At 65.9% G+C, this 24,831-nt stretch carries 24 protein-coding genes; 15 read left to right on the top strand and 9 right to left on the bottom strand.

The window, feature by feature from the left end:
- Nucleotides 1-163: 163 nt before the first annotated feature.
- From ASD87_RS12630 to ASD87_RS12580, 11 genes are all read left to right on the top strand, one after another.
- Nucleotides 164-1,390 (top strand): polyhydroxyalkanoate depolymerase, encoded by a 1,227-nt coding sequence (locus tag ASD87_RS12630; protein WP_056321834.1) that lies wholly within the window; start codon nucleotides 164-166, stop codon nucleotides 1,388-1,390.
- Nucleotides 1,391-1,501: 111 nt separating this feature from the next.
- Nucleotides 1,502-2,146: an electron transport complex subunit RsxB gene (gene rsxB / locus ASD87_RS12625; protein WP_056321831.1), complete on the top strand. Its 645-nt coding sequence runs from the start codon at nucleotides 1,502-1,504 to the stop codon at nucleotides 2,144-2,146.
- Nucleotides 2,143-2,778, top strand: coding sequence for an endonuclease III (nth, locus tag ASD87_RS12620; protein WP_056321827.1), 636 nt, complete (start codon nucleotides 2,143-2,145; stop codon nucleotides 2,776-2,778). Before rsxB ends, nth begins: the two co-directional genes overlap by 4 nt.
- Nucleotides 2,779-3,128: 350 nt before the next feature.
- On the top strand, nucleotides 3,129-3,902 hold the full coding sequence (locus tag ASD87_RS12615) for an ABC transporter ATP-binding protein (protein WP_056321825.1): 774 nt from the start codon (nucleotides 3,129-3,131) through the stop codon (nucleotides 3,900-3,902).
- Nucleotides 3,899-4,609: an ABC transporter ATP-binding protein gene (locus ASD87_RS12610; RefSeq protein ID WP_008162066.1), complete on the top strand. Its 711-nt coding sequence runs from the start codon at nucleotides 3,899-3,901 to the stop codon at nucleotides 4,607-4,609. The genes ASD87_RS12615 and ASD87_RS12610 overlap by 4 nt, the downstream gene beginning before the upstream one ends.
- A 64-nt stretch (nucleotides 4,610-4,673) precedes the next feature.
- Complete coding sequence (locus ASD87_RS12605; protein WP_056321822.1) at nucleotides 4,674-5,888, top strand: ABC transporter substrate-binding protein; 1,215 nt, start codon at nucleotides 4,674-4,676, stop codon at nucleotides 5,886-5,888.
- 99 nt (nucleotides 5,889-5,987) lie between these two features.
- Nucleotides 5,988-6,875, top strand: a complete 888-nt coding sequence (locus ASD87_RS12600) for a branched-chain amino acid ABC transporter permease (protein ID WP_056321820.1) — start codon at nucleotides 5,988-5,990, stop codon at nucleotides 6,873-6,875.
- Complete coding sequence (locus tag ASD87_RS12595; RefSeq protein ID WP_056321818.1) at nucleotides 6,872-7,855, top strand: branched-chain amino acid ABC transporter permease; 984 nt, start codon at nucleotides 6,872-6,874, stop codon at nucleotides 7,853-7,855. Before ASD87_RS12600 ends, ASD87_RS12595 begins: the two co-directional genes overlap by 4 nt.
- 111 nt (nucleotides 7,856-7,966) lie before the next feature.
- The gene (locus ASD87_RS12590; protein ID WP_056321815.1) at nucleotides 7,967-8,974 is read left to right on the top strand and encodes an ABC transporter substrate-binding protein; all 1,008 of its coding nucleotides are present in this window, start codon (nucleotides 7,967-7,969) and stop codon (nucleotides 8,972-8,974) included.
- A gap of 88 nt (nucleotides 8,975-9,062) precedes the next feature.
- A complete protein-coding gene (locus ASD87_RS12585) occupies nucleotides 9,063-9,905 on the top strand; it encodes a branched-chain amino acid aminotransferase (RefSeq protein WP_056321812.1) in 843 nt (280 codons plus the stop codon).
- Between the two features lie 98 nt (nucleotides 9,906-10,003).
- Entirely contained in the window at nucleotides 10,004-12,145 is a 2,142-nt protein-coding gene (locus tag ASD87_RS12580; RefSeq protein ID WP_056321808.1) for a phosphocholine-specific phospholipase C, read from the top strand.
- A gap of 109 nt (nucleotides 12,146-12,254) precedes the next feature.
- Here the strand turns inward: ASD87_RS12580 and ASD87_RS12575 are convergent, their stop codons facing one another.
- From ASD87_RS12575 to ASD87_RS12545, 7 genes are all read right to left on the bottom strand, one after another.
- The gene (locus tag ASD87_RS12575; protein ID WP_056321805.1) at nucleotides 12,255-13,016 is read right to left on the bottom strand and encodes an ABC transporter ATP-binding protein; all 762 of its coding nucleotides are present in this window, start codon (nucleotides 13,014-13,016) and stop codon (nucleotides 12,255-12,257) included.
- A complete protein-coding gene (locus ASD87_RS12570; protein WP_056321803.1) occupies nucleotides 13,016-14,851 on the bottom strand; it encodes an ATP-binding cassette domain-containing protein in 1,836 nt (611 codons plus the stop codon). Before ASD87_RS12570 ends, ASD87_RS12575 begins: the two co-directional genes overlap by 1 nt.
- 3 nt (nucleotides 14,852-14,854) lie before the next feature.
- Nucleotides 14,855-15,892, bottom strand: a complete 1,038-nt coding sequence (locus ASD87_RS12565) for a branched-chain amino acid ABC transporter permease (RefSeq protein ID WP_056321800.1) — start codon at nucleotides 15,890-15,892, stop codon at nucleotides 14,855-14,857.
- A gap of 175 nt (nucleotides 15,893-16,067) precedes the next feature.
- Nucleotides 16,068-17,231 carry an ABC transporter substrate-binding protein gene (locus ASD87_RS12560; RefSeq protein ID WP_056321798.1) on the bottom strand — a complete coding sequence of 388 codons (1,164 nt, stop codon included), beginning with the start codon at nucleotides 17,229-17,231 and terminating at the stop codon, nucleotides 16,068-16,070.
- Between the two features lie 252 nt (nucleotides 17,232-17,483).
- The gene (locus tag ASD87_RS12555) at nucleotides 17,484-18,041 is read right to left on the bottom strand and encodes a biotin transporter BioY (RefSeq protein ID WP_056321795.1); all 558 of its coding nucleotides are present in this window, start codon (nucleotides 18,039-18,041) and stop codon (nucleotides 17,484-17,486) included.
- A gap of 37 nt (nucleotides 18,042-18,078) precedes the next feature.
- Nucleotides 18,079-18,675 (bottom strand): energy-coupling factor transporter transmembrane protein EcfT, encoded by a 597-nt coding sequence (locus tag ASD87_RS12550; RefSeq protein ID WP_056321794.1) that lies wholly within the window; start codon nucleotides 18,673-18,675, stop codon nucleotides 18,079-18,081.
- Nucleotides 18,672-19,349, bottom strand: a complete 678-nt coding sequence (locus ASD87_RS12545) for an energy-coupling factor ABC transporter ATP-binding protein (RefSeq protein ID WP_056321789.1) — start codon at nucleotides 19,347-19,349, stop codon at nucleotides 18,672-18,674. The genes ASD87_RS12550 and ASD87_RS12545 overlap by 4 nt, the downstream gene beginning before the upstream one ends.
- 52 nt (nucleotides 19,350-19,401) lie before the next feature.
- Between ASD87_RS12545 and msrB the strand changes: the two genes are divergently transcribed.
- The 4 genes from msrB to ASD87_RS12525 are packed head-to-tail and all read left to right on the top strand — an operon-like array spanning nucleotide 19,402 to nucleotide 21,455.
- On the top strand, nucleotides 19,402-19,800 hold the full coding sequence (msrB, locus tag ASD87_RS12540; protein WP_056321785.1) for a peptide-methionine (R)-S-oxide reductase MsrB: 399 nt from the start codon (nucleotides 19,402-19,404) through the stop codon (nucleotides 19,798-19,800).
- Entirely contained in the window at nucleotides 19,800-20,384 is a 585-nt protein-coding gene (locus ASD87_RS12535; RefSeq protein ID WP_056321782.1) for a septation protein A, read from the top strand. The genes msrB and ASD87_RS12535 overlap by 1 nt, the downstream gene beginning before the upstream one ends.
- Before the next feature lie 7 nt (nucleotides 20,385-20,391).
- The gene (locus tag ASD87_RS12530) at nucleotides 20,392-20,661 is read left to right on the top strand and encodes a BolA family transcriptional regulator (RefSeq protein ID WP_056321779.1); all 270 of its coding nucleotides are present in this window, start codon (nucleotides 20,392-20,394) and stop codon (nucleotides 20,659-20,661) included.
- Nucleotides 20,662-20,678: 17 nt separating this feature from the next.
- The gene (locus ASD87_RS12525; protein WP_056321777.1) at nucleotides 20,679-21,455 is read left to right on the top strand and encodes a peptidylprolyl isomerase; all 777 of its coding nucleotides are present in this window, start codon (nucleotides 20,679-20,681) and stop codon (nucleotides 21,453-21,455) included.
- 206 nt (nucleotides 21,456-21,661) lie between these two features.
- Here the strand turns inward: ASD87_RS12525 and ligA are convergent, their stop codons facing one another.
- Both ligA and ASD87_RS12515 read right to left on the bottom strand, forming a co-directional pair.
- A complete protein-coding gene (gene ligA, locus ASD87_RS12520) occupies nucleotides 21,662-23,761 on the bottom strand; it encodes an NAD-dependent DNA ligase LigA (protein WP_056321774.1) in 2,100 nt (699 codons plus the stop codon).
- Nucleotides 23,761-24,828, bottom strand: coding sequence for a cell division protein ZipA C-terminal FtsZ-binding domain-containing protein (locus tag ASD87_RS12515; protein ID WP_056321771.1), 1,068 nt, complete (start codon nucleotides 24,826-24,828; stop codon nucleotides 23,761-23,763). Before ASD87_RS12515 ends, ligA begins: the two co-directional genes overlap by 1 nt.
- Nucleotides 24,829-24,831: the final 3 nt, after the last annotated feature.

Raw genomic sequence — 24,831 nt, 5'->3', positions numbered from 1 at the left:
AAGGCATGAACGCGGCCCTAAACTGGTGCGAAACACATGACGGGTCGCTTTTTAGCAACAAAATCAGGCACTTTGCCTGACATTCTTCAGTCTGATTGGAAATATCGTTACGCCTCGGAGCAATAATCGGGGCACACGCTCGACCCAGAAGGACTTCCCCGAAATGCTGTACCAATTGCACGAAATGCAGCGCGCCTTCCTGACTCCGTTCGCTGCATTCACGGACGCCGGTTCTCAGCTGTTCTCCAGCCCCTACAGCCCGCTCGCCTATACCCCGATTTCGCGCCAGATGGCCGCCGGGTATGAGCTGATGACCCGTATCGGCAAGGAATACCAGAAGCCCGCCTGGAATCTTCCCACCACCCAGATCGGCGGCAAGTCCGTGCGCGTGATCGAAGCCGTGGCCATGGACAAGCCGTTCTGCCGCCTGGTGCACTTCCAGCGCGACGTGCGCCTGGCTGGCAAGAACGATCCCAAGGTGCTGCTGGTGGCCCCGCTTTCCGGGCACCACGCCACCCTGCTGCGCGACACCGTGCGCGCCCTGCTGCCCAACCACGACCTCTATGTGACCGACTGGGTCGACGCGCGCATGGTGCCGCTGTCGGCCGGGCCGTTCCATCTGAACGACTACGTGCGCTACGTGCAGGACTTCATCCGCCACCTGGGCCCGGACGTGCACGTCATTTCCGTGTGCCAGCCCACGGTGCCGGTGCTGGCCGCCGTGTCCCTGATGGCGTCCGCCAACGATCCCTGCCAGCCGCGCAGCATGGTGATGATGGGCGGTCCCATCGACCCGCGCCAGTCGCCCACGCAGGTCAACCGCCTGGCCACGACCAAGCCCTATGCCTGGTTCGAGAACCAGGTGATCCACCCCGTTCCGCCCCGCTATCCGGGGGCCGGCCGCCGGGTCTATCCGGGCTTCCTGCAACATGCGGGATTCATGGCCATGAATCCGGACCGCCACATGAAGTCGCATTACGACTTCTACCTGGACCTGCTGCGAGGCGACGACAGCGATGCCGAAGCGCACCGCCGGTTCTACGACGAATACAACGCGGTGCTGGACATGCCGGCCGAGTTCTACCTGGACACGATCCGCATGGTGTTCCAGGAGTTCGCGCTGCCCGGCGGCACCTGGGAAGTGGACGGCAAGCTGGTGCGCCCGGCCGACATCAAGGACGTGGCCCTGTTCACCATCGAAGGCGAACTGGACGACATTTCCGGCCAGGGCCAGACGCGCGCGGCCATCACGCTTTGCAAGAGCATTCCGGCCGACCGCAAGGCGCACTACACCGCGCCGAACTGCGGCCACTACGGCATTTTCTCGGGCCGCCGGTGGCGCGAAATGATCTGTCCTAAAATTGCCGAGTTCATCCGGCAATCGGCTTGAGGACGGCGCCGCGCCGTCCATCCGGCGGGGCACGGGCGTAAGCCCGGCGCCGCCTGCAGCCTGATCCGTATCCCCGGGGCCCGAGCGGCCCCTTTTCATTACTGGCTTTACATGTCCTGTCGCTCATTAGCCGACCGCGTTGACGCCTTGCTGCCTCAGACGCAATGCACCAAATGCGGTTACGACGGCTGCCGGCCCTATGCCGAGGCCATCGCCCAGGGCGCCGCGCCGATCAACCGCTGTCCGCCCGGCGGCGAGGACGGCGTCGCCGCCTTGTCCGCGCTGCTCGGCACGCCCCTGCTGCCGCTCGATCTGTCACGCGGGGAACCCGGCCCGCTGCTCGTCGCGCGCATCGACGAATCGCATTGCATCGGCTGTACGCTGTGCATCCAGGCCTGTCCGGTCGACGCCATCGTCGGCGCCAACAAGCACATGCACACCGTGCTGGACGATTGGTGCACCGGCTGCGACCTGTGCGTGGCGCCCTGTCCCGTCGACTGCATCGAGATGGTGCCGGCCGGGCGCGCATGGACCAGCGAGGACGCCGCCGTCAGCCGCGAGCGTCATCGCCGTCATCAGGCGCGCGCCGAGCGCCTGGCTGTCGACAACGCGCGCCTGATGGCACCGGACGTGCCCGAAGCGCCCGCGCCCGTGGCGCCCGCCGCCGAGGATGCGCAAAAGGAAGACCGCAAGCGCTCCGCCATCGAATCCGCGCTGGCCCGCGCCCGGGCCCGCCGCAATCCCACGCAGTCATGAACGCCGCCAGACGTCGAGAGATCTTCGCCCGCCTGAAGGCGGCCAACCCTACCCCCACCACCGAACTGGAATATGCCACGCCGTTCCAGTTGCTGATCGCCGTGCTGCTTTCGGCACAGGCGACCGACAAGTCGGTCAACATCGCCACGCGCAAGTTCTTCCCGCAGTACGGCACGCCCGAAGCCCTCTTGGCGCTGGGCGAGGAAGGGCTTGCCGACTACATCAAGACCATCGGCCTGTTTCGCACCAAGGCCAAGAACGCGATCGCCACCTGCAAGATCCTGATCGAGCAGCACGGCGGCCGGGTGCCGCAAACGCGCGAGGCCCTGGAAGCCCTGCCCGGCGTCGGCCGCAAGACGGCCAACGTGGTGCTCAACACCGCGTTCGGACAGGCAGCCATGGCGGTGGACACGCATATATTCCGCGTTTCAAATCGCACCGGCATCGCGCCCGGAAAAAACGTGCTGGAAGTCGAGCAAAAACTCATGAAGTTCGTGCCCAGCGAATATCTGCTGGACGCGCATCACTGGCTTATCCTGCACGGCCGCTACGTTTGCGTGGCGCGCAAGCCGAAGTGCCCGCAGTGCGGCATTTCCGACCTCTGCGAATTCAAGCAGAAAACGCCTGCCTGAAACCTGCGCGCGGGTATTCACCTGCGATTATGCGAGCGGAAAACCGGGTTTTCCCTCGCCTTTTGCCGCGTGACATCTTGATGACGATCAACGCGTAATTGCTGCAATGCATTTGCATATTGGGAGCCCATTCTCCCCATAAGCACACTGCATTGTCGGCATGCCGACAATTGGCCTTTCCGCAGTGCAAAACCTATGACAAACCCTCATGGAATTTTGATTGCGACGTCCGCATACTCGCCGGCAACTCATAAGAAAACTGAGCACGCAAACAGTTTTCAAACCCTGCGGGGGCCTGACGCAATGACGCCGGGCGGAGACCATATAAATACAACGCTGGTGCAGCGAACATGGATGACACAATCCTGGAGACAAAAGGCCTCACCAAGGAGTTCCGCGGCTTTGTCGCGGTCAACGGGGTCGATTTGCGTATCAAGCGGGGCGAGATTCATGCCTTGATCGGGCCTAACGGCGCGGGCAAGACCACATGCTTCAACCTGCTGACCAAATTCCTCGCTCCCACGTCGGGCAGCATCAGGTTCAATGGCATCGACATCACCGGCGAGCGGCCCGCGCAGATCGCGCGGCGCGGCATCATCCGGTCGTTCCAGATCTCGGCGGTGTTCCCGCACCTGACCGTGCTCGAGAACGTGCGGATCGGCCTGCAGCGCAAGACCGGCCTGTCCTATCACTTCTGGCAAAGCGACAAGCGGCTCGCCTCCTTGAACGAGCCGGCGCGCGCGCTGCTTGAACAGGTGGACCTGGGCGGCTTTGCCGACGAGACCACAGTCAACCTGCCGTACGGCCGCAAGCGCGCGCTCGAGATCGCCACCACGCTGGCGATGGAGCCCGAGCTGATGCTGCTGGACGAACCCACCCAGGGCATGGGCCACGAAGACGTGGACCGCGTCACGCAATTGATCAAGCGCGTGAGCGCCGGGCGCACCATCCTCATGGTGGAACACAACATGAACGTCGTGTCCTCCATCGCCAACACCATCACCGTGCTGGCGCGCGGATCGGTGCTGGCCGAAGGTTCCTACGCCGAAGTCTCCCGCCATCCGGCCGTGATGCAGGCTTACATGGGCACGACCGACGGCGAACTTCAAGGAGCGCACGCATGAGCACCCCCGCACTCGAAATCTCGGGCTTGCACGCCTGGTACGGGGAATCGCATATCCTGCACGGCGTGGACATGCGCGTTGGACAAGGCGAGGTCGTCACGCTGCTGGGCCGCAATGGCGCCGGCCGCACCACGACGCTGCGCGCCATCCTGGGCCTGACCGGTTCGCGCAAGGGCTCGGTCCGCATCCATGGCACCGAGGCCATCGACCTGCCCACTTACAAGATTGCCCACCTGGGCGTGGGCTATTGCCCCGAGGAACGCGGCATCTTCGCCAGCCTGTCTTGCGAAGAGAACCTGCTGCTTCCGCCGGTCGTGGGCTCGCTTGGCGGCGGCATGTCGCTGGCCGAGATCTACGACATGTTCCCCAATCTGCAGGAACGCCGCAATTCCCCGGGCACGCGCCTGTCGGGCGGCGAACAGCAGATGCTGGCCGTGGCGCGCATCCTGCGCACCGGCGCAAACCTGCTGCTGCTCGACGAAATCTCCGAAGGCCTCGCGCCCGTCATCGTGCAGGCGCTGGCCCGCATGATCACGGCGCTCAAGCAGCGGGGCTACACCATCGTCATGGTGGAACAGAATTTCCGCTTCGCCGCGCCGCTGGCCGACCGCTTCTACGTCATGGAGCACGGCCAGATCGTCGAGCACTTCGAAGCTGCCGAACTTTCAGAAAAACAGGACACGCTCAACGAACTGTTGGGCGTCTAAAGCAACCTGTGTCATCCGCCGGAACCCCGGCAAACACCACACCGTAGGGAAGAGGAGTCATCCCATGAAGCTGCACACCATCACTGCTGCACTGGCCATGGCGGGCCTGGGATTCGCGGGGGCAACCGCCCACGCTCAAGGTATCTCCGACGATGTCATCCGCATCGGATTCATCACCGACATGTCGGGCGTTTACTCCGACATCGACGGCAAGGCGGGCCTGGAAGCCGTGCGCATGGCGGTCGAGGACTTCGGCGGCACGGTCAACGGCAAGAAGATCGAAATCGTCTCCGCCGACCACCAGAACAAGGCCGACGTCGCTTCGGCCCGCGCCCGCGAATGGTTCGACCAGCAGAAGGTCGACGTCATCATCGCCGGCACCAACTCGGCCACCAGCCTGGCCATGGCGGCCGTGGCCGCTGAAAAGAAGAAGCCCTTCATCGCGGTGGGTGCCGGTTCGTCCGACCTGACCAACGCCCAATGTTCGCCTTACACCGTGCACTACGCCTACGACACCGTGGCGCTGGCGCGCGGCACCGGCTCGGCAGTGGTGAAGGACGGCGGCAAGAGCTGGTTCTTCCTGACTGCGGACTACGCGTTCGGCCACGCGCTGGAACGTGACACGATGGCGGTCGTCAAGGCCGCGGGCGGCGAAGTGAAGGGCCAGGTGCGCGCACCGCTGGGCGCTTCGGACTTCTCGTCGTTCCTGCTGCAGGCGCAGGCCTCCAAGGCGCAGATCCTGGGCATGGCCAACGCCGGCGGCGACACCATCAACACGGTCAAGGCCGCCAACGAATTCGGCGTCACCAAGACGATGAAGCTGGCCGGCCTGCTGGTGTTCATCAACGACGTGCACTCGCTCGGCCTGGACGCCACCAAGGGCATGTACCTGACCGACGGCTGGTACTGGGATCAATCCGACGCCTCGCGCGCCTGGTCCAAGAAGTTCGAGTCCAAGGTCGGCCGCAAGCCGTCCATGCTGCAGGCGGGCGATTACTCGTCGGCGATGTTCTACCTGAACGCCGTCAAGGCCACCGGCTCGGATAACGGCGACGACGTGATGAAGTGGATGAAGTCGAACAAGGTGAACGACTTCTTCGCCCAGGGCGGCGTCGTGCGCGAGGACGGCCGCATGGTCCACGACATGTACCTGATGCAAGTGAAGACCCCGGCCGAATCCAAGGGCCCGTGGGACTACTACAAGGTGGTGGCGACGCTGCCTGGCGACGAGGTCTACACCAAGTTGTCCGAGTCCACCTGCAAGCTGGTCAAGAAATAAACCGCCGCATGTGATCCCGGATGCGGTCCGGGCCGACAGCCCGGCCGCATCCTTCCTGACTAGCTCGCTTCCTTCCGTACCGCGCAGGACTTTCACACGATGACTGACATTTTCGGCATCCCCATACAGGCCTTGTTCGGCCAGCTGTTACTGGGCCTGGTCAACGGTTCCTTCTATGCAATGCTGTCGCTCGGACTCGCCGTCATCTTCGGGCTGCTCAACGTCATCAACTTCGCCCACGGCGCTCTCTACATGCTGGGCGCCTTCGTCGCATGGATGGGGCTGTCGTACTTTGGCCTGAATTACTGGATCATGCTGATCCTGGCGCCGCTGATCGTGGGCCTGTTCGGCATCATCATCGAAAAGCTGCTGCTCAAGCACCTTTACAAGCTCGACCACCTGTACGGGCTGCTGCTCACCTTCGGGCTGACGCTGCTGATCGAAGGGCTGTTCCGCAGCTTCTACGGCGTGTCGGGCCAGCCCTATCCCACGCCCGAGGCCCTGCGCGGCGCGACCAACCTGGGTTTCATGATCCTGCCGAACTACCGTGGCTGGGTCGTGGCGGCATCGATCATCGTCTGCTTTGCCACGTGGTACGTCATTGAACGCACCCGCCTGGGCGCCCTGCTGCGCGCCGGCACCGAGAATCCGCGCCTTGTGGAATCCTTCGGCGTGAATGTGCCCCGCATGATCACGCTGACTTATGGGTTCGGCGTGGCGCTGGCGGGCTTTGCCGGGGTGCTGGCCGCGCCGGTGCTGCAGATCTCGCCGCTGATGGGATCGAACCTCATCATCGTCGTGTTCGCGGTGGTCGTGATCGGCGGCATGGGCTCCATTCTTGGCGCCATCGTCACCGGGTTGGGCCTGGGCGTGATCGAAGGCCTGACCAAGGTGTTCTGGCCCGAAGCGTCCAGCACGGTCGTCTTCATCATCATGGCCATTGTTCTGTTGATCCGCCCGGCCGGGCTGTTCGGAAAAGAAAAATGAATCGTCAATTCCTGGGCTATGCGGTCTTGGCCATCGTGGTGGCCTTGCTTCCCTTCGCAGGCGTGTATCCGATCTTCGCCATGAAGGTCATGTGCTACGCCCTCTTCGCGTGCGCCTTCAACCTGCTGCTGGGCTTCACGGGGCTCTTGTCCTTCGGCCACGCCGCCTTTTTGGGCAGCGCGGCCTATGCGGCCGGGCACAGCATGAAGGTCTGGGGCCTGCCCACCGAGCTGGGCCTGCTGTTCGGCGTGGCCGTGGCGGCGCTGCTGGGCCTGGCCATGGGCGCGCTGGCCATCCGCCGCAGCGGCATCTACTTCGCCATGATCACGCTGGCGCTGTCGCAGATGGTGTTCTTCTTCTTCCTGCAGGCCAAGTTCACGGGTGGCGAGGACGGCCTGCAAAGCGTGCCGCGCGGCACGCTGTTCGGGCTGGTCGACCTGTCCAAGGACATCAACCTGTACTACCTGGTGATGGCCATCTTCATCATCGGCTACTTCATCATCTGGCGCACGGTGAACTCGCCCTTCGGGCAGGTGCTGCAGGCGCTGCGCGAAAACGAACCGCGCGCCATCTCGCTGGGTTACGACGTCGACCGCTTCAAGCTGGTGGCCTTCGTGCTGTCGGCCGCCCTGGCGGGCCTCGCGGGCGCCACCAAGACGCTGGTGTTCGTGTCGGCCACGCTGTCGGACGCCACCTGGCAGATGTCCGGGCTGGTGATCCTGATGACGCTGATCGGCGGCCTGGGCACGCTGACCGGTCCGGTGCTGGGCGCGTTCATCGTGGTGCTGCTGGAGAACAAGGTGGGCGACTTCGGCCAGATGATGGCCAACCTGACCGGCGTCGAATGGTTCCTGCGCCTGGGCGAGTCCGTCACCATCGTGAGCGGCCTGATCTTCGTGGTCTGCGTGCTGGCGTTCCGGCGCGGCATCGTGGGCGAGCTGGGCGCGCTCTTCAACCGCCGGCGCGCCGCCCGCGCGTGATCCGACTGATCGGTTGATTGACCCCGGGGCCGCGCATAGCGGCCCCGTTGCATTGGGGCGCGCGGCAGCGCCCCGTACAATGGCAGGCACCCTACTACACAGGTGCCGACCATGCGCATCACGCATCTCGTTCCCGGCCTCGGCGCGCTCGCGCTGGCCGCCGCCGCGGCCCAGGCCGCGCCCGCCGTCCCCGTTTGCGAAGTCGACCGGCCCATCCGTTTCAGCGGACTGAACTGGGAATCCAATCTTGTCCTGGCCGGCATCGAGCGCTTCGTGCTGGAACACGGCTACGGCTGCAAGACGTCTGTTGAAATCGGCGAAACCCTGCCCATGCTGGCCGCGCTGCAACGCGGCGACGTCGATGTCACGCCCGAGGTCTGGCCCGGCCAGATCGAAGGCGCCTGGAAGAAGGCGCTTGCCAGCGGCAAGGTGCTGGGCGTGGGCCACGTCTATGACGCGGGCGAAGGCTGGTATGTGCCGCGCTACACCGTCGAGCGGCACCCGGAGCTCAAGTCCGCCGCCGACCTGGCGCGCTTCAAGGAGGTGTTCGCCGACCCCGAAGACCCGGGCCGCGGACGCATCTACGGATGCCCGGCCGGCTGGGCCTGCGGCACGCTGAACGACAACCTGCTGCGCGCGCTGAAACTGGACAAGGACTATTCGCTGTTCGCGCCCGGCTCCGGCGCCGCGCAGAAGGCCGCCATCGTGTCGGCCTACAAGCGCAAACGCGACATCGTCTTCTACTACTGGACGCCCACGTCGCTGGTTGGCGCGCTGGACCTGGTCAAGCTGGAACTGCCCGCGTTCGACCAGGCGGCCTATACCTGCATGACCGATCCCAAGTGCGCGGACCCCGTGCCCACGCAGTTCAAGCCCAATCCGGTCGTCACCGGCGTGAACGCCGATTTTGCCAAGCAGGCGCCGCGCGTGACCGAGTTCCTGTCCAAGCTGACGGTGCCCGACGAAGCCATCGACGCGACGCTGGGATGGCTGGAAAACGAGGGCAAGGATCCGGAGGACGCCGCGCGCTATTTCCTCAAGCAGTACGCGCCCGTCTGGCGGCAATGGATGCCCGCGGACGTTGCCGATCGCGTGCAGGCGGCACTGGCCAAGGAATAGCAGTCCGGCTCATGTATCCTGGCGATTCGGCGTTCTGGACCCGCTTCGCGCCCGATCGCCAACCCGATTCAAGCTAAGGATGACAATCATGGATGCCTTGTTCTGGCACAACGGTCACTGGACCACTGAAAACCCCAAACTGCTCGGCCCGGCCGACCACGCCTTCTGGATGGCCAGCATGGTCTTTGACGGCGCGCGCGCCTTCCGCGGCCTGACGCCCGACCTGGACCTGCACTGCCAGCGAGTCGTGCGCTCGGCCGAAAAGATGCTGATGAAGCCGCAGATGGCCTGGGAAGAAATCCAGGACCTGTGCCTGCAGGCCGTGGCGCGCTTCCCCGAAGGCTCGGAGCTCTACATCAAGCCCATGTTCTTCTGCGCCGACGGCTTCCTGTTGCCCGACGCCGACAAGACCCAGTTCGTGCTGCATGTGTTCAAGGTGCCGATGCCGGGCGACCAGGGCTTTTCCGCCTGCTTCTCCAGCTTCGCGCGCTCGTGGCCCAACATGGCGCCCACCGACGCCAAGGCATCGTGCCTGTACCCCAACGGCCAACGCGCCATCCGCGAAGCCGCCGAAAAGGGCTTCGACAACGCCATCATGCTGGACGGCGCGGGCAATCTGGCCGAGTTCGCCACCAGCAACCTGTGGCTGGCCAAGGACGGCGTCGTATCCACCCCGGTGGACAACGGCACGTTCCTGAACGGCATCACGCGCCGCCGCGTGCTGGCGCTGCTGAAGGCCGATGGCATCGAGGTCCGGGAACGCAGCCTGACGCGCGCCGACGTCGAAGCTGCCGACGAAGTGTTTTCGTCGGGCAACTACGGCAAGGTGGTGCACGTAAACCGCGTCGAGGACCGTGCGTTGGAATACGGCCCGATTGCGCGGCGTGCGCACCAGCTGTACATGGAGTACGCGGAAAGCACGCGCCGCTGACAACGCAGCTTGACGGCCCGCGCGCACCCCGCGCGGGCCGTCAGGCAAATAACAGCAAGGCGGCGTACGCTGTGGGCTTCCGACCGTGAGGCCCGATCATGCAAAGCAGACGCGAGTTCCTGCGCCACGGCGCCACCCTGACCGGCGCCGCCGCCGCCCTGTCGCTGTTTCCCCCCGCGATCCGCCGCGCGCTGGCCATTCCGGCCAACCGCCGCACCGGCACGATCCGCGATGTCGAGCACATCGTGATCTTCATGCAGGAAAACCGCTCGTTCGACCACTATTTCGGCGGTCTGGCGGGCGTGCGCGGCTTTGGCGACCGTTTTCCCATCCCGGTGCCGGACAGCCCCGATGCCCGGCATCGCACCGTCTGGGCCCAGTACAACGACAAGACGGATGAAGGCGCGCCGCGCACCGTCCTGCCGTACCGGCTGGATACGCGCGAAGCCTACGAGGCCATGCGCGTGGCGAGCACGCCGCACACCTGGTCCAACGCGCAGGACGCCTGGGACGCCGGCCGCATGGGCAACTGGCCCGCCGCCAAGAAGAACCATTCGATGGCCTACTACACGGAAGGCGACCTGCCCTTCCAGTACGCCATGGCCCGCGCCTTCACCGTCTGCGACGCCTACCATTGCTCGTTCACCGGCGGCACCAACACCAACCGCCTGTTCCTGTGGACCGGCACCAATGACGGCCTGGCGCGCGGCAATGGCCCGGCGATGGGCAATGTCTACAACAAGCTCACCGGCGGCGACCCGGCCGGCGCCTACACCTGGACGACCTATCCCGAACGGCTGGAGCGGGCGGGCGTGAGCTGGCGCATTTACCAGAACATGGCGGACAACTATTCGCTCAATCCCACGGCGGGCTTTAAGGCCTATCGCGATGCGTACCAGGAACTGCCGGGTGCGCTGGCGGCGCTCAAGCACAAGGCGCTGGCCACGCGCGACCTGGACCTGCTGCGCCAGGATGTGCTGGACGGCACGCTGCCCCAGGTGTCCTGGATTTGCGCGACCAAGGCGGGCTCCGAACATCCCAGCCCGTCCAGCCCCGCGCAGGGCGCCGACTACACGGCGCGCGTGCTCGACGCGCTGACCGCGAATCCCGCCGTGTGGAGCAAGACGGTGCTGCTGCTGATGTTCGACGAGAACGACGGCTTTTTCGACCACATGCCGCCCCCGGCGCCGCCATCGCGTCTTCCCTCCGGCGAGCTGGCCGGCGCCTCCACGGCCGACACCGCGGGCGAATATCACGAACATCTATCCCGCGTTGAAAAGGACGACACGCGGGCGCATCTGCATGGCGCCTACGGGCTGGGGCCGCGCGTGCCCATGTATGTGCTGTCGCCGTGGACCAAGGGCGGCTGGGTCAACTCGCAGGTGTTCGATCACACGTCGGTGCTGCGCTTCATCGAGCGGCGCTTCGGCGTGGCCGAGCCGAACATCTCGCCATGGCGGCTGGCGGTCTGCGGCGATCTGACCAGCGTGTTCGATTTCGCGGCGCCCGACGACGGCAACCAGCTGCGGGGCCTGCCCGCCACGGCCGAACGCGCGGCCCGCGCGGCCGCGCTGGACGGCACGGTCAAGCCGCCCGCCCCGCTCGACCCCGAGCCCGCCCGCCAACACGCCGGCACACGTGCGTCGCGCACGCTTCCCTATGCGCTGCAGGCTCACGCCCGCGTCCAGGACGATGGCGTCACCTTGCGGTTTGAAAACGTGGGCACGGCGGGCGCGGTGTTTCACGTCTACGACCGGCTGGACCTGGAGCGCGGGCCGCGCCGGTACACCGTGGAGGCCGGCAAGACTCTCGACGGCACGTGGCACGCCGCGCCAGACGGGCGCTATGACCTGTGGGTGCTGGGCCCCAACGGCTTTCACCGGCACTGCGCGGGGCATATCGGGCAGCCGTCGCTGGCGGTCGTGGCGGCTTGCGACGGCGCGGGCGCGCGGCTGCGCGTGTCATTGCATAATCCGGACACCCGGCCGCGCGTCTACCGCATCGACGCCAATGCCTATGGATACCCCGGCGACACCGAAGCCGAGCTGGCTGCCGGCGAATCCCGCGAGCTTGCCTGGGAAATGTCACGCAGCGGCGGCTGGTACGACATCAGCGTGCGCGACATGCAGGATCCGTCCTTTCTGCGCCGCTTTGCGGGGCGCATCGAAACCGGCGCCGACTCGACATCGGATCCCGCGATGGGAGAGGAATTGATAGTGCGATGGACGCCCGTGCCGTGACGCCGCCCTCTGAAAAAGCGGCACCGCCGTGCCGTTCGTCGGCAAGCCCCGCCGTAAAAGAAAACGCCGGCCCCTCGCGGCAGCCGGCGTTCTGGTCTGGCGCGTGGCGTCAGGCCGCTTCGGCGCCCTTGCCCAGCCCCAGGTAGCTTTCGATAACCTTGGGGTCACCAGCCAGCTCGCGCGCCGGGCCATGCAGAATGACCTCGCCGGTTTCCAGCACGTAGCCGTAGTCGGCCACCTGGAGCGCCGCGCGGGCGTTCTGCTCGACCAGCAGGATCGCCACGCCGGTCTCGCGCAGGCGCGCAATGATGTGGAAGATCTCGCGCACGATACGCGGCGCAAGGCCCAGGCTGGGTTCGTCCAGCATCAGGAGCGTGGGCTTGGCCATGAGCGCGCGGCCCACGGCCAGCATCTGGCGTTCGCCGCCCGACAAGGTGCCGGCCTGCTGGGCGCGGCGCTCGCGCAACCGCGGAAACAGGTCGAATACTTCGTTCAACGTGTCGCGCCAGCCGCTTTCGCGGGCGCGGTACCGGCGAAAGCCCCCGAGCAGCAGGTTGTCTTCCACGGACATGGTGCCGAAGAGTTCGCGGCGCTCGGGCACCAGCGACATGCCGGCCGCCACGCGGCGCTCGACCATCCAGCCCGACACGTCCGCGCCGGCGTAATGCACGGCGCCGGCGGCGTGGCCGGTCTGCGGCAGCGAGCCCATGATGGCGTTGAGCATCGTGGACTTGCCGGCGCCGTTGGCGCCGATCACCGTGACGATGCTGCCGGCCGGCACGCTGAGCGAGGCGCCAGCCAGCGCGCCCACTTTGCCGTAGCGGGCCGACAGGTTGCTGACTTCCAGGACGGGGGAATTGGTTGCGCTCATCACACGCCTCCCGCGGGCACGGCCTTGGCCTGGTCGGCTTCAGGCAGGTCGTCGTCGATGCCGCCGAGGTAGGCTTCCAGCACCGCCGGGTTCTTTTGCACGTCGGCCGGCACGCCTTCGGCCAGCTTCGTGCCGAAATCCATCACCACGAGGTGGTTGGTCAGGCGCATCACAAAATCCATGTCATGTTCGACGAGCAGAATGCTCATGCCTTCCGCGCGCAGCTGTTCCAGCACGCGCGCCAGGTCCTGCTTTTCCTTGTAGCGCAGGCCGGCGGCCGGCTCATCGAGCAGCAGCAGCAAGGGATCGCAGGCCAGCGCCCGGGCGATTTCCAGGATGCGCTGCTGGCCCAGGGCCAGGTTGCCGGCCTGTTCGTACAGATATTCACCCAGGCCCACGCGCTTGAGCTGCTCGGCGGCCTCATGCAGCAGCTGCGCTTCGCGTGCACGGTCCGAATGCAATGCGCCCGACAGCACGCCCACGTCCGAACGCAGGTGCGCGCCCAGCGCCACGTTTTCCAGCACGGTCATGCCCGGCAGCAGCTGCACGTGCTGGAACGTGCGGCCCACGCCCATCTTGGCGATTTCGCGCGCCGAACGGCTGTCGATGCGCTGGTCCATGAACGTGACCTGGCCACGCGTCACCGGCAGCACGCCGCTGATGAGGTTGAAGGTGGTGCTCTTGCCGGCGCCGTTCGGGCCGATGAGACCCATGATCTCGCCCGAACGCACCTTGAAGGTGATGTCGTTCACGGCCACCAGCCCGCCGAATTCCTTGCGGATGGCATCGACTTCCAGCACGACCTGGCCGGGCTGCGGGCGCTCGCGCGTCGGCAGGGCCGGGGCCGCCGCGGGCGGCGCCAGGTTGCGGCGCGAGCCATCGGCGCCGGTGATGCTGCCCCACCAGCCCGACAGGATCGGCCACAGGCCGTTGCGCGCGTACTGCAGCATCAGGATCAGCAGCACGCCGAAGACGATCATCTCGAAGTTGGCGTTGGTGTCCAGCAGCTTGGGCAGGAGGTTCTGCAACTGGTCCTTCAGCACCAGGATGACGCTGGAACCCAAGAGGGCGCCCCAGACGTAGCCCGCGCCGCCGACCACCGCCATGAACAGGTATTCGATGCCGTAGTTCAGGCCGAAGGGGCTGGGGCTGACCGCGCGCTGCATGTGCGCATAGAGCCAGCCCGACAGGCAAGCCAGCAGCGCCGCCCAGACGAAGATCACGATCTTGTACGCGGCGGTGTTCACGCCCATGGACTCGGCCATGCCCGCCCCGCTCTTCAACGCGCGGATGGCGCGGCCCGGACGCGAGTTGAGCAGGTTACGCGTGGCCCACAGCGCCAAGAGGACGCAGACCCAGATCAGGTAGTAGATGTGGCGGCCGCTGGCCAGCGACATGCCGAAGATGCTGATGGGCTCGATGCCGGCAATGCCGTCATGCTTGCCCAGCCAGTCGATGTTGCCGAACAGGTAATACAGCGACAGGCCCCAGGCGATGGTGCCCAGCGGCAGGTAGTGACCCGACAGGCGCAGCGTGATCGCGCCCAGCAGGTAGGCCACGACGGCGGTCAGGATGAGGCCCGCGGGCAGCGCCAGCCAGGGCGACACGTCGTATTGCGTCGTCAGGTAGGCAGTCGTGTAGGCGCCCAGCCCCACGAATGCGGCCTGGCCGAAGGACGTCAGGCCGCCGACGCCGGTCAGCAGCACCAGGCCCAGCACGACCAGGCTGGCCAGACCGATATAGTTCAGTTGCGTCACCCAGAATTCGGGCGTGGCCGACACCATCGGCAGGCCCGCCAGGACGACGAGAAAAACGGCAAGCAGAATGCGGTTCATGGCTTATTCCTCTTCGTCCGCGTGATGGGTGCTGAACGAACGCCAGACCAGAACCGGGATGATCAGGGTGAAGACGATCACTTCCTTGTATGCGCTGGCCCAGAACGACGAGAAGGATTCGAGCACGCCGACGAGCAGCGAGCCGGCCGCCGCAATGGGATAGCTGGCCAGACCGCCAATGATGGCGCCGACGAAGCCCTTCAGGCCGATCAAAAAGCCCGTGTCGTAATAGACCGTGGTGATGGGCGCGATCAGCATGCCGGACATGGCGCCGATGCCCACGGCCAGCGTGAACGTCAGCGAACCCGACATGTTGGTGCTGATGCCGACCAGGCGCGCGCCGCGGCGGTTGACGGCGGTGGCGCGCAGCGCGCGGCCGTACAGCGTCTTGCCAAAGAAGATCCACAAGGCCAGGATGAGCAGCGCGCACGTGGCGACCACGAACAGGCTCTGCGCGGACCACGTCATGAAGCCCAGGTCGACCTGCCCGCTCACGAATGCCGGCGTGCGCCAGCCTTCGGCGCCAAAGAACACGAGCGCCAGGCCCATCAGCGCGAAGTGCACGGCAACGGAAACGATCAGCAGCACCAGCACGGTGGCTTCGGCGAGCGGCTGATAGACGATGCGGTAGACCATCGGGCCCATCGGAATCACCAGCAACAGCGTCAGCAGCATGTTCAGCCACAGCGAGTTCTCCGGACCGGTATAGCTACGGGTCAGCCAGAACAGCGCCAGCGGCAGCACGACGCAGGTCGCAATGGTCTTGGGCAGGCCGGCGGCGCTACGCGTGCGCACGGCGCGCATCAGCTCGAGCGCCAGGCACACCAGGCCCAGCAACGGCAGCAGGTAGGCAGTGCCCGGCACCTTGCCGTCGACCAGCATGGCCAGGGTCAGGGCGCCAAACGCCACGAACTCGCCCTGGGGAATGAAAATGACGCGCGTGACGGCGAAAACCAGTACCAGAGCCATGCCCAGGAGGGCATAGATGGCGCCGTTGACGACACCGTCTTGCAGCAGGATCAGCGCAATTGATGAATCCATCTAACAACTACCTTGTGGTTTCTTGGTGTTCCGGCCCCACCCGGAACACTGATACGACACACCGGCCGGAAAGGCCGGTGCGAAGTCCTGCCGGGCGCGGCGCGGCGGGCGGTGTGCCGCCCCCGCGCCTCGGGCGCCCGCTATGGGCAGCCCGCGCTCGGGCGATCCTGGGGCATTACAGGCCGGGCTGGTAGACCCACTTGCCGTTTTCCACCTTGACCATGACGCGCGAGCGCTCGTCAAAGCCGGCGTGGTCCGTGGGCGACATGTTGAACACGCCTTGCGACACGGCCAGGTCCTTCACGCCTTCCAGCGCGTCGCGCATCGCGGCACGGAATTCGGGCGTGCCGGGCTTGGCGCCCGTCTTGAGCGCCACGGGCAGCGCGGCGACCACCAGCTGGCCGGCATCCCACATATGGCCGCCGAACGTGTTGGTCGAACCGGCGCCGTTGGCCTTTTCGTAGGTTTCCACGTAGGCCAGGGCCGACTTCTTGACCGGGTTGCTGTCAGGCAGTTGCGCGGCGACCAGCAGCGGGCCGGCCGGCAGGTACATGCCGTCGCAGTCCTTGCCGCAGACGCGCAGCACGTCGTTGTTGGCGGCGCCGTGGGTCTGGTAGATGGTGCCGCCGTAGTTGCGGGCCTTCAATTCCTTTTGCGGCAGCGCCGACGGGGTGCCGGCGCCGGCGATCAGGATGGCGTCGGGCTTGGCGCCGACCAGCTTGAGCACCTGGCCCGTCACGCTGGTGTCGGTGCGGCCGTACTTTTCGATGGCGACGATCTCGATGCCCTTGGCCTTGGCGGCCTTCTGCATCACGTCCAGCCAGCCGTCGCCGTAGGCGTCGGCAAAGCCGATGAAGCCCAGCGTCTTGACCTTGGACTTGGCCATGGCATCAGCCAGGGCGCCGGCCATCAGTGCGTCGTTCTGCGGGGTCTTGAAGACCCAGCGGCGCTTGTCGTCCACGGGTTCGACGATCTTGGCGCTGGCGGCCACGCTGATCATCGGCACCTTGGCTTCGGCGGCCACATCGACCATCGCGAGCGAGCCCGGGGTGATGGACGTGCCGATCAGCACGTCGACCTTGTCGTCGGAAGCCAGCTTGCGCGAGTTCTTGACGGCCTGCGTGGTGTCGGTGGCATCGTCCAGCACGATCCATTCGATCTTCTGGCCGGCGACTTCCTTGGGCAGCAGGGCCACGGTGTTGCGCTCGGGGATGCCCAGCGAGGCGGCGGGGCCGGTGCTGGCAACCGTGACGCCAACCTTGACCTGTGCGCTCGCCAGAAGCGGCAGAGTCAGGGCTACAGCGGCGGCGGCCGCGGACAAGCCGAAGTGCTTGCGCATGTTTTTGTCTCCTGTGGTTGGCTCTTATGTGCCTCGAACGAGGCGAAGCGAGCCTGTTTAAAGTTATACAGAAAAAAATATTATATGGTTAAAACAGTATCAGATGACGTAGCGCAACTACGGTAATTCCCTGATGTGCTACGGAAATCGTGATTTGGCAAACGCATTTGTTAATGGCGAACTTGTACTTGAAAGGGTCGCAGGCGTCATGTTGGGGGATTCCCTTGGGGCGACTGGGGTTTTCAAGGGGGCTCAGCGGCCCAGCATCGGCCACACCCGCTCGACACGCGACGCGACCCAGGCAGCCACCACGGCCTTGACCAGATCGCCCGGCAGGAACACAGCGACCGCACCGGCGGCCTTGGCCATGTCCATCTTCGCCACCGCCGCCAGCCACGGCACGCCAAACGCGTACACCACCGCAATGCCGCCGACGACGCAGGCGGCCACGTAGCCCGCCAGCCCCATCCACGTGCCGGATGCGCGCGCGGCCAGGCGGCGCGTCAGCCAGCCCGTGACGAATGCGCCGGCCACCATACCGACCAGGAACCCGCCCGTCGGACCGAAGAACGCGCCCAGTCCGCCGCGGCCGCCGGGCAGAACGGGCAGGCCGACCGCCGCCAGCGCCAGATACAGCAGGCACGCCAGCGCGCCACGCACGGGGCCGAGCATGGCGCCGGCCAGCATCGCGCCAAGCGTCTGCAAGGTGATGGGCACGGGAATGCCGGGCATGGGAATGGGCGGCATCAGGCCCAGGACGACGATCAGCGCCGCAAACAGCGCGACCAGCACCGTATTGTTCGATTTCATGGGGTTCCCCTCGGGTATGAATGTTGGGCGCGTGCGGTCAGAAGCTGCGCGCGTCGATCGCTTCGGACACTTCCTGGGCCCGCTTCAAGGTCAACGCGATCAGCGGCACGATCAGCGCGACCGGGTTTGCGCCCAGACCGCGCGCGGCCTGCGCCTCGCGGATCTCCTGGAAATTGCGCCAGATCTCCGGCACGAAACGCAGCGCCAGCGCAAGGGCCAGCGCCACCTTCTCGGCATCGACCAGCCCCGTGCGCTCCAGCGGCCGCAAGGTCCGCTCGCAGACGGCAATCAGATCGGACGTGCGGGTGGACAGGGTCACGGCAAGGGCCAAGCCGACCATTGCCGCCACACGCAGCACGACGGCCAGGGCCTCGATCGGCCCCTGGAACCAGCCGGTGAACAGCGCCACGGCCAGCAGCACCCAGAGCAGCCCGCGCACCTGGCGCCACACGGCTGCTGCCGCGACGCCCGTGGACCAGACCATCGCCACCGAGACGCCGAAGGCAAACGCCAGCCAGAGCGGATCGCGCAGCAGGAACAGGCCCGCGCCCGCCGCCATCAGCGCCAGCAGCTTCACCCATGCCGGCAGCCGGTGCAGCGGTGTGTCGCCCGTGACGTACAGCGGCTCCATCATGCGCAGTGCTCCCGGTACCAGCGCAGCGCGGCGGCTGGCGAGTCGTCGGCCGCGATCACGCCATCACGCACGACCAGCACGCGGTCGAAATCCTCGAGCAGTTCCAGGTCATGGGTCACGACGATGGCGTCGTGGGGCAGCCCGTCGATGGCGGCGCGCACCCGGTTGCGGTTGCGCAGGTCGAGCTGCGTGGTGGGTTCGTCAAAGACGATAAGCGCAGGCTCCATGATCAATACGGCGGCCAGCGCCACCAATTGGCGTTCGCCGCCGGACAGCGTGTGGCTGCTGCGGTCGGCCAGATGGCCCACGCCCAGCCGGTTCAACTGGCTGTCGATGCGGGCCTCGCGCTCGTGGCGGTCGGGCGCCAGGCGCTTCAGGCCGAACGCCAGGTCTTCGCGCACGATGGGAAAGACGATCTGGTTTTCCGGGTTCTGAAAGACGAAGCCGACGCGCGCGCGCACGGCCTTCAGCTCTTGCCGCGTATCCAGCCCGTCCACGCGCACGCTGCCCGACGTGGGCGCCACCAGGCCATTGACCAGCCGCGCCAGCGTGCTCTTGCCGGCGCCATTGGGACCGACGATGCCGACGCGGCGTTCGGCCAGGGTAAGACTCACCCCGCGCAACACTTCCGCCTGGGGCGTCGACACTACCGCCTGGTCAAACTCGATTAACATGGGGCGGGATTATGCCCGAACCATTTCGGGCATCGCGACTCCAAGAGCTCATATGGAAAAAGTACGCAAAACCGACGCCGAATGGCGCGCCCAGCTTTCCCCCGAAGAATACGTGGTCACCCGCCAAAAGGGTACCGAACGCGCATTCACCGGGCGCTACTGGGATACTTTCACCCCTGGCATCTACCGCTGCGTCGGCTGTGGCACCGCGCTGTTCGCATCCGACACCAAATTCGACGCCGGCTGCGGCTGGCCCAGCTACTTTCAGGCGCTGGACCCCGAACTGGTGCGCGAAGAGCGCGACATCAGCCACGGCATGGTTCGCACCGAAGTGCTGTGCAACGTCTGCGACGCCCACCTCGGCCACGTCTTTCCCGACGGTCCCGAACCCACCGGCCTGCGCTACTGCATCAATTCCCTGTCGATGACGTTTGAGCCCCTAGAAGACTGATGAAGAAGTTCCTGTTCGACCTCTTTCCGCTGCTCCTGTTCTTCATCGCCTACAGGTATACGGACATCTTCACCGCCACCGGCGTCGCCATGGCGGCCGCAGTGGCGCAGATCGTCTGGCTCAAGGCCACCGGGCGCCCCACCGAAGCCATGCACTGGATCAACCTGACGGTCATCCTGGTGTTCGGCGGCGCCACCATCTGGCTGCACAGCGACGTTTTCATCAAATGGAAGCCCACGGTGCTGTACTGGATGTTCGGCGGCGCGCTGGTCTTTGCCCGCCTGTTGTTCAAGCGCAACCTGATCCGCCGACTGATGGAAAAGCAGATCCAGCTGCCGGACGCCGCGTGGGACAAGCTGAACATGATCTGGGCCGCCTTCTTCCTGATTGCCGGCGCGCTCAATCTGTATGTCGCGTTCTCGGGTCACTTCACCGAATCCCAATGGGTCAGTTTCAAGGCCTTCGGCCTCATGGGACTGATGATCGTCTTCGTGATTGGCCAGTCCCTGTGGCTGGGCAAGCACATCCAGACCGAGGAAAACACGCCGGCCAACCCGGGCGCCACGCCGCCCGGCAAGCCCTGAGCTTCCCATGCCAGAAACCACCGACCGTATCGCCCTGATCCGGGAGCGCCTTGCCGTCCTGGAACCCGTCAGTCTGGACATCCTGGACGACTCCCATTTGCATGCCGGCCACGAAGGCAGTAAAAACGGCGCCGGCCATTACCGCGTCATCATCGTAGCGCCTTGCTTTACGGGGCTCTCCGCCGTTGCGCGGCACCGGCTGGTGTATCATCATTTGCAAGATTTGATCCCCTATCCGATTCATGCGCTTGCGCTTGACGCCCAGGCTCCCAAATAGAAAGTAAAAGGATATTCATGAAACGCATCGTCATGCTGGCTGCGGCCTGCGTCATCGCCGTGCCGGCTTTTGCGCAAAACGTGGCAACCGTCAACGGCAAGGCCATCCCGCAAAAGAGCCTGGATCAATTCGTCAAGCTCCTGGTCGGCCAAGGCGCCACCGATTCGCCCCAACTGCGCGAACAGGTCAAGCAGGAAATGATCAACCGCCAGATCTTCGTGCAAGCCGCCGAATCCAGCGGCATCGCCAAGCAGGCCGACGTCCAGACCGAAATCGAACTGGCCCGCCAAGGCATCCTGGTCCGCGCGCTGATGGCCGACTACCTGGCCAAGCACCCGGTCACCGACGCCCAGGTCACCGCCGAATACGAGAAGATCAAGAAGGAACAGGCCGGCAAGATGGAATACAAGGTCCGCCACATCCTCGTCGAAGACGAGAAGAAGGCGAACGACCTGCTGGCCCAGTTGCAGAAAAACAAGGGCAAGTTCGACGACCTGGCCAAGAAGAACTCGAAGGACCCGGGCAGCGCCGAAAAGGGTGGCGATCTGGGTTGGGCGCCCCCGACCAACTACGTACAGCCGTTCGCGCAAGCCGTGACGCAGCTCAAGAAGGGCCAACTGGTCGACAAGCCGGTCCAGACCCAGTTCGGCTGGCACATCATCATGGTTGACGACACCCGTCCGGTCGAATTCCCGCCGATGGATCAGGTCCGCCCGCAGCTGGAAGAAATGCTGCGCCAGCAAACCCTGGCCGACTACCAGAAGCAACTGCGCGAAAAGGCCAAGATCCAGTAAGGTCTGCGCTGCTCAAATAACTGCCCGCCGATCGCGGGCAGTTTTTTTTGGGGGCCGACCCAGGTGTCAGACACCCCCTGAAACGCTGCCTCAAGCTGAAGACCATCTCTGCGGGGTGTCTGACACCCCCCCCCCAGCAAGCAACAAAAAGGGCTGCACGCCGGTGGCGTACAGCCCTTCTTCGTTAGCGCGCGGCAGCGTCCTGGCTAGGAAACGCCCAGCAGCGCCTTCAGTCCATCTTCATCCAGCACCGGCACGCCCAGTTCCTGGGCCTTGGTCAGCTTGCTGCCCGAATCTTCGCCCGCGACCAGATAAGCCGTCTTCTTGGACACCGAGCCGCTGACCTTGCCGCCCGCGGCCTGGATGTGCATCGAGGCCTCTTCGCGCGTCCAGTTGGGCAGCGTGCCGGTCAGCACGAAGGTCTTGCCGGCCAGCGTGGTGTCTTGCGGCGCGGCTTCGGCCACCGGGTTCACGCCCTGCGACTTCAGTTGCTCGATGACGTCGCGGTTGTGCTGCTCGGCAAAGAAATGCCGGATCGACGCGGCCACCACGGGACCCACGTCCGGCACCGACGACAAGGCGTCTTCGTCCGCGTCCATGATGGCGTCGATGCTGCCAAAATGCCGTGCGACGTCCCGCGCCGTGGTTTCGCCCACGTGGCGGATGCCTAGCGCGAAGAGCAGCCGGGACAGGTTGGGCGAGCGCGCCTTCTCGATGGCGGCCACCAGGTTGTCCGCGGACTTCTGGCCCATGCGGTCCAGGCCCACGAGTTCCAGCGGACGCAGGCTGTACAGGTCTGCCAGTGTCTTGACGCGGCCGCTGTCCACCAACTGGTCCACCAGCTTTTCGCCCAGGCCTTCGATATCCAGGGCCTTGCGGCTGGCGGCGTGCCACAGTGTCTGCTTGCGCTGGGCGCCACAGAAAAGGCCCCCGGTGCAGCGCGCGATGGTCTCGCCTTCCAGGCGCTCGATGGCCGATTCGCAGACCGGGCATTGCGTCGGCATGACGAATTCACGCGCATCGTCGGGCCGCTTTTCCAGCACCGGGCCCAGCACTTCGGGAATCACGTCGCCCGCGCGCCGCACGATGACGGTGTCGCCAATGCGCACGTCCTTGCGGCGGATCTCGTCTTCGTTGTGCAGCGTGGCGTTGGTGACGGTGACGCCGCCCACGAACACGGGCTTGAGCCGCGCGACCGGGGTGATGGCGCCGGTGCGGCCCACCTGCACTTCGATGTCCACCAGCGTCGTGGTGGCTTCTTCGGCCGCGAACTTGTGCGCCAGCGCAAAGCGCGGCGCGCGCGCCACGAAGCCCAGCACCTTCTGCGCGGGCAGCGAATCGACCTTGTAGACCACGCCGTCGATGTCGTACGGCAGGGTGGCGCGCAAGGCGCCCACCTTGGCGTAGAAGTCCATCAGGCCTTGCGCGCCGCTTGCGCGGTGGTTGTGCACCACATTGACCGGCAGCCCCAGCGAGGACAACCACTCCAGCATGGCGCCGTGGGATTTCTCGGGCAGTTGCGACGCCTGCGCCGCGCCCGCGGAGGCTTCGTCGAACAGGCCGCTCTGCGAGCCGGGCAAGCCATGGACCTCGCCCCAGCCGTAGGCAAAGAAACGCAGCGGCCGCTTGGCCGTGATGCGCGGATCGAGCTGGCGCAGGCTGCCTGCCGCCGCATTGCGCGGGTTGACGAAGACCTTTTCATCGCGCTTGGCCTGGGCGGCGTTCAGCTTTTCGAAGTCGGCGCGGTTCATCAGCACCTCGCCACGCACCTCCAGCACCTTCGGGGCCGCGCCCTTCAATTGCAGGGGAATTGCCTTGATCGTACGGATGTTGGACGTGACGTCCTCGCCGGTCTGGCCGTCGCCGCGGGTGGCGGCCTGCACCAGGCGGCCGTCCTCGTAGCGCAGGCTGATCGCCAGGCCGTCGAGCTTCAGTTCACAGAAGTAGTCTGGCTGCTGCGCGGGTCCCAGCATGCCGGCGCCGCGCAGCGTCTCGGTGACGCGCCGGTCGAAGGCGGCCACCTCTTCCTCGGAAAACGCATTGTTCAGCGACAGCATCGGCACCACGTGGCGCACGCTGCCAAACGCGGAGACCGGCGCCGCGCCCACGCGCTGCGTGGGCGATTCCGGCGTCACCAGTTCGGGATGCTCGGCCTCCAGGGCCTGCAATTCGCGCATCAGCCCGTCGTACTCGGCATCCGAGACGGAAGGCTCGTCGTAGACGTAGTAGCGGACGTTGTGCTGTTCGATTTCGGCGCGCAGGCGCGCCGCGGCTTGCGCCGGGTTCTCGCCGGACATGCTTGCCATCAGGCAAACACCCGCTGGGCGCGCTCGCTGCCGGCGGGCAGACCCGCTTGTTCGAGTTGGCCGAAGAGAACCTGCAGGCGCTCGTCGATGACGGCTTCAGAGCCATCGGCCAGGGGCTTGCCCTGATCGTCGACCAGCTCGGCGCGCAGGCGCGACGCCAGGTCGCGGCCCACATCGACCATGCGGCCAAAGGCGCGGGTGTCGGCCGGGCTGCACGGCACGTCCAGCAGCAGGTACAGGCGTTCGATGCCGCCCATGCCCGCGTCGAACGCCGCGCCGTCTGCGCGGGCCAGCGTGAAGCGGGCCACGCCGTTTTCGTTGGGCCACGCAAGGCGGTTGCCGTCGGCGACGAAACCGACGTCGCGCGCCACGGCCAGGACTTCGGCTGCCGGTTGGGCCGAACCCAACAGCAGCGTCAGGCCAACCTGGGTATCCAGTGCGGCGCAGGTGTCGTCCAGTCGGGCGCCCTGCTCCAGCACGGCCTGCTGGTCGGGGCCTTCGATCGTGGCGTCGAAGCGCTCGGCCATGTCCTGGGCACGCGCCCAGGCTTGCGACCATTCGATGGCGGTCAGGGGACCGCTGCGGTTGGCCAGCAGCACGGCCAACTGCATGGAGGCATAGGATTCGCCGGGATGGACGCGCGCGCGGTGGCGGCGCTGGTCGGTTTCGGCGAACACGCGCATGGGCTTGCGGCCCACGCTGCGCAGGCTCTGCATGTAAGGCAGCAGATCCGCGCCGCGCACCGCGTCGGCAAAGTTGATCTCGATGACCACTTCGCACGCGGGATCGGGTTCTTCCGCGTCGTCGGCATCGCTGCCGGGATCGACGGGGGCCGGTTGGCCGGGCTGCGCGCGCGCGGGCTCACCGCCCATGCCGGGCTCGCGCCGGGCCACATTGGCCGTGGCGGCGCCCGCCGCCCCCGCGCCCAGCAACGGATCCTGTTCGGACGTGGGGAAGTGGCTCTGCATCTTGCGGCGCACGCGCCGGTCCTGCCACCAGTTGAATCCCAACACCAGCAGTATCAGCAAGACGCCCAGGGCTATCAGCCCGATCTGCAAATCACTCATGTA

This window comes from Achromobacter sp. Root170, from assembly GCF_001428165.1.
GTDB lineage: Bacteria > Pseudomonadota > Gammaproteobacteria > Burkholderiales > Burkholderiaceae_B > Achromobacter > Achromobacter mucicolens.
Note: the sequence above shows the minus strand (reverse complement) of the source record. Positions and strands in the feature narration are given on the sequence as shown.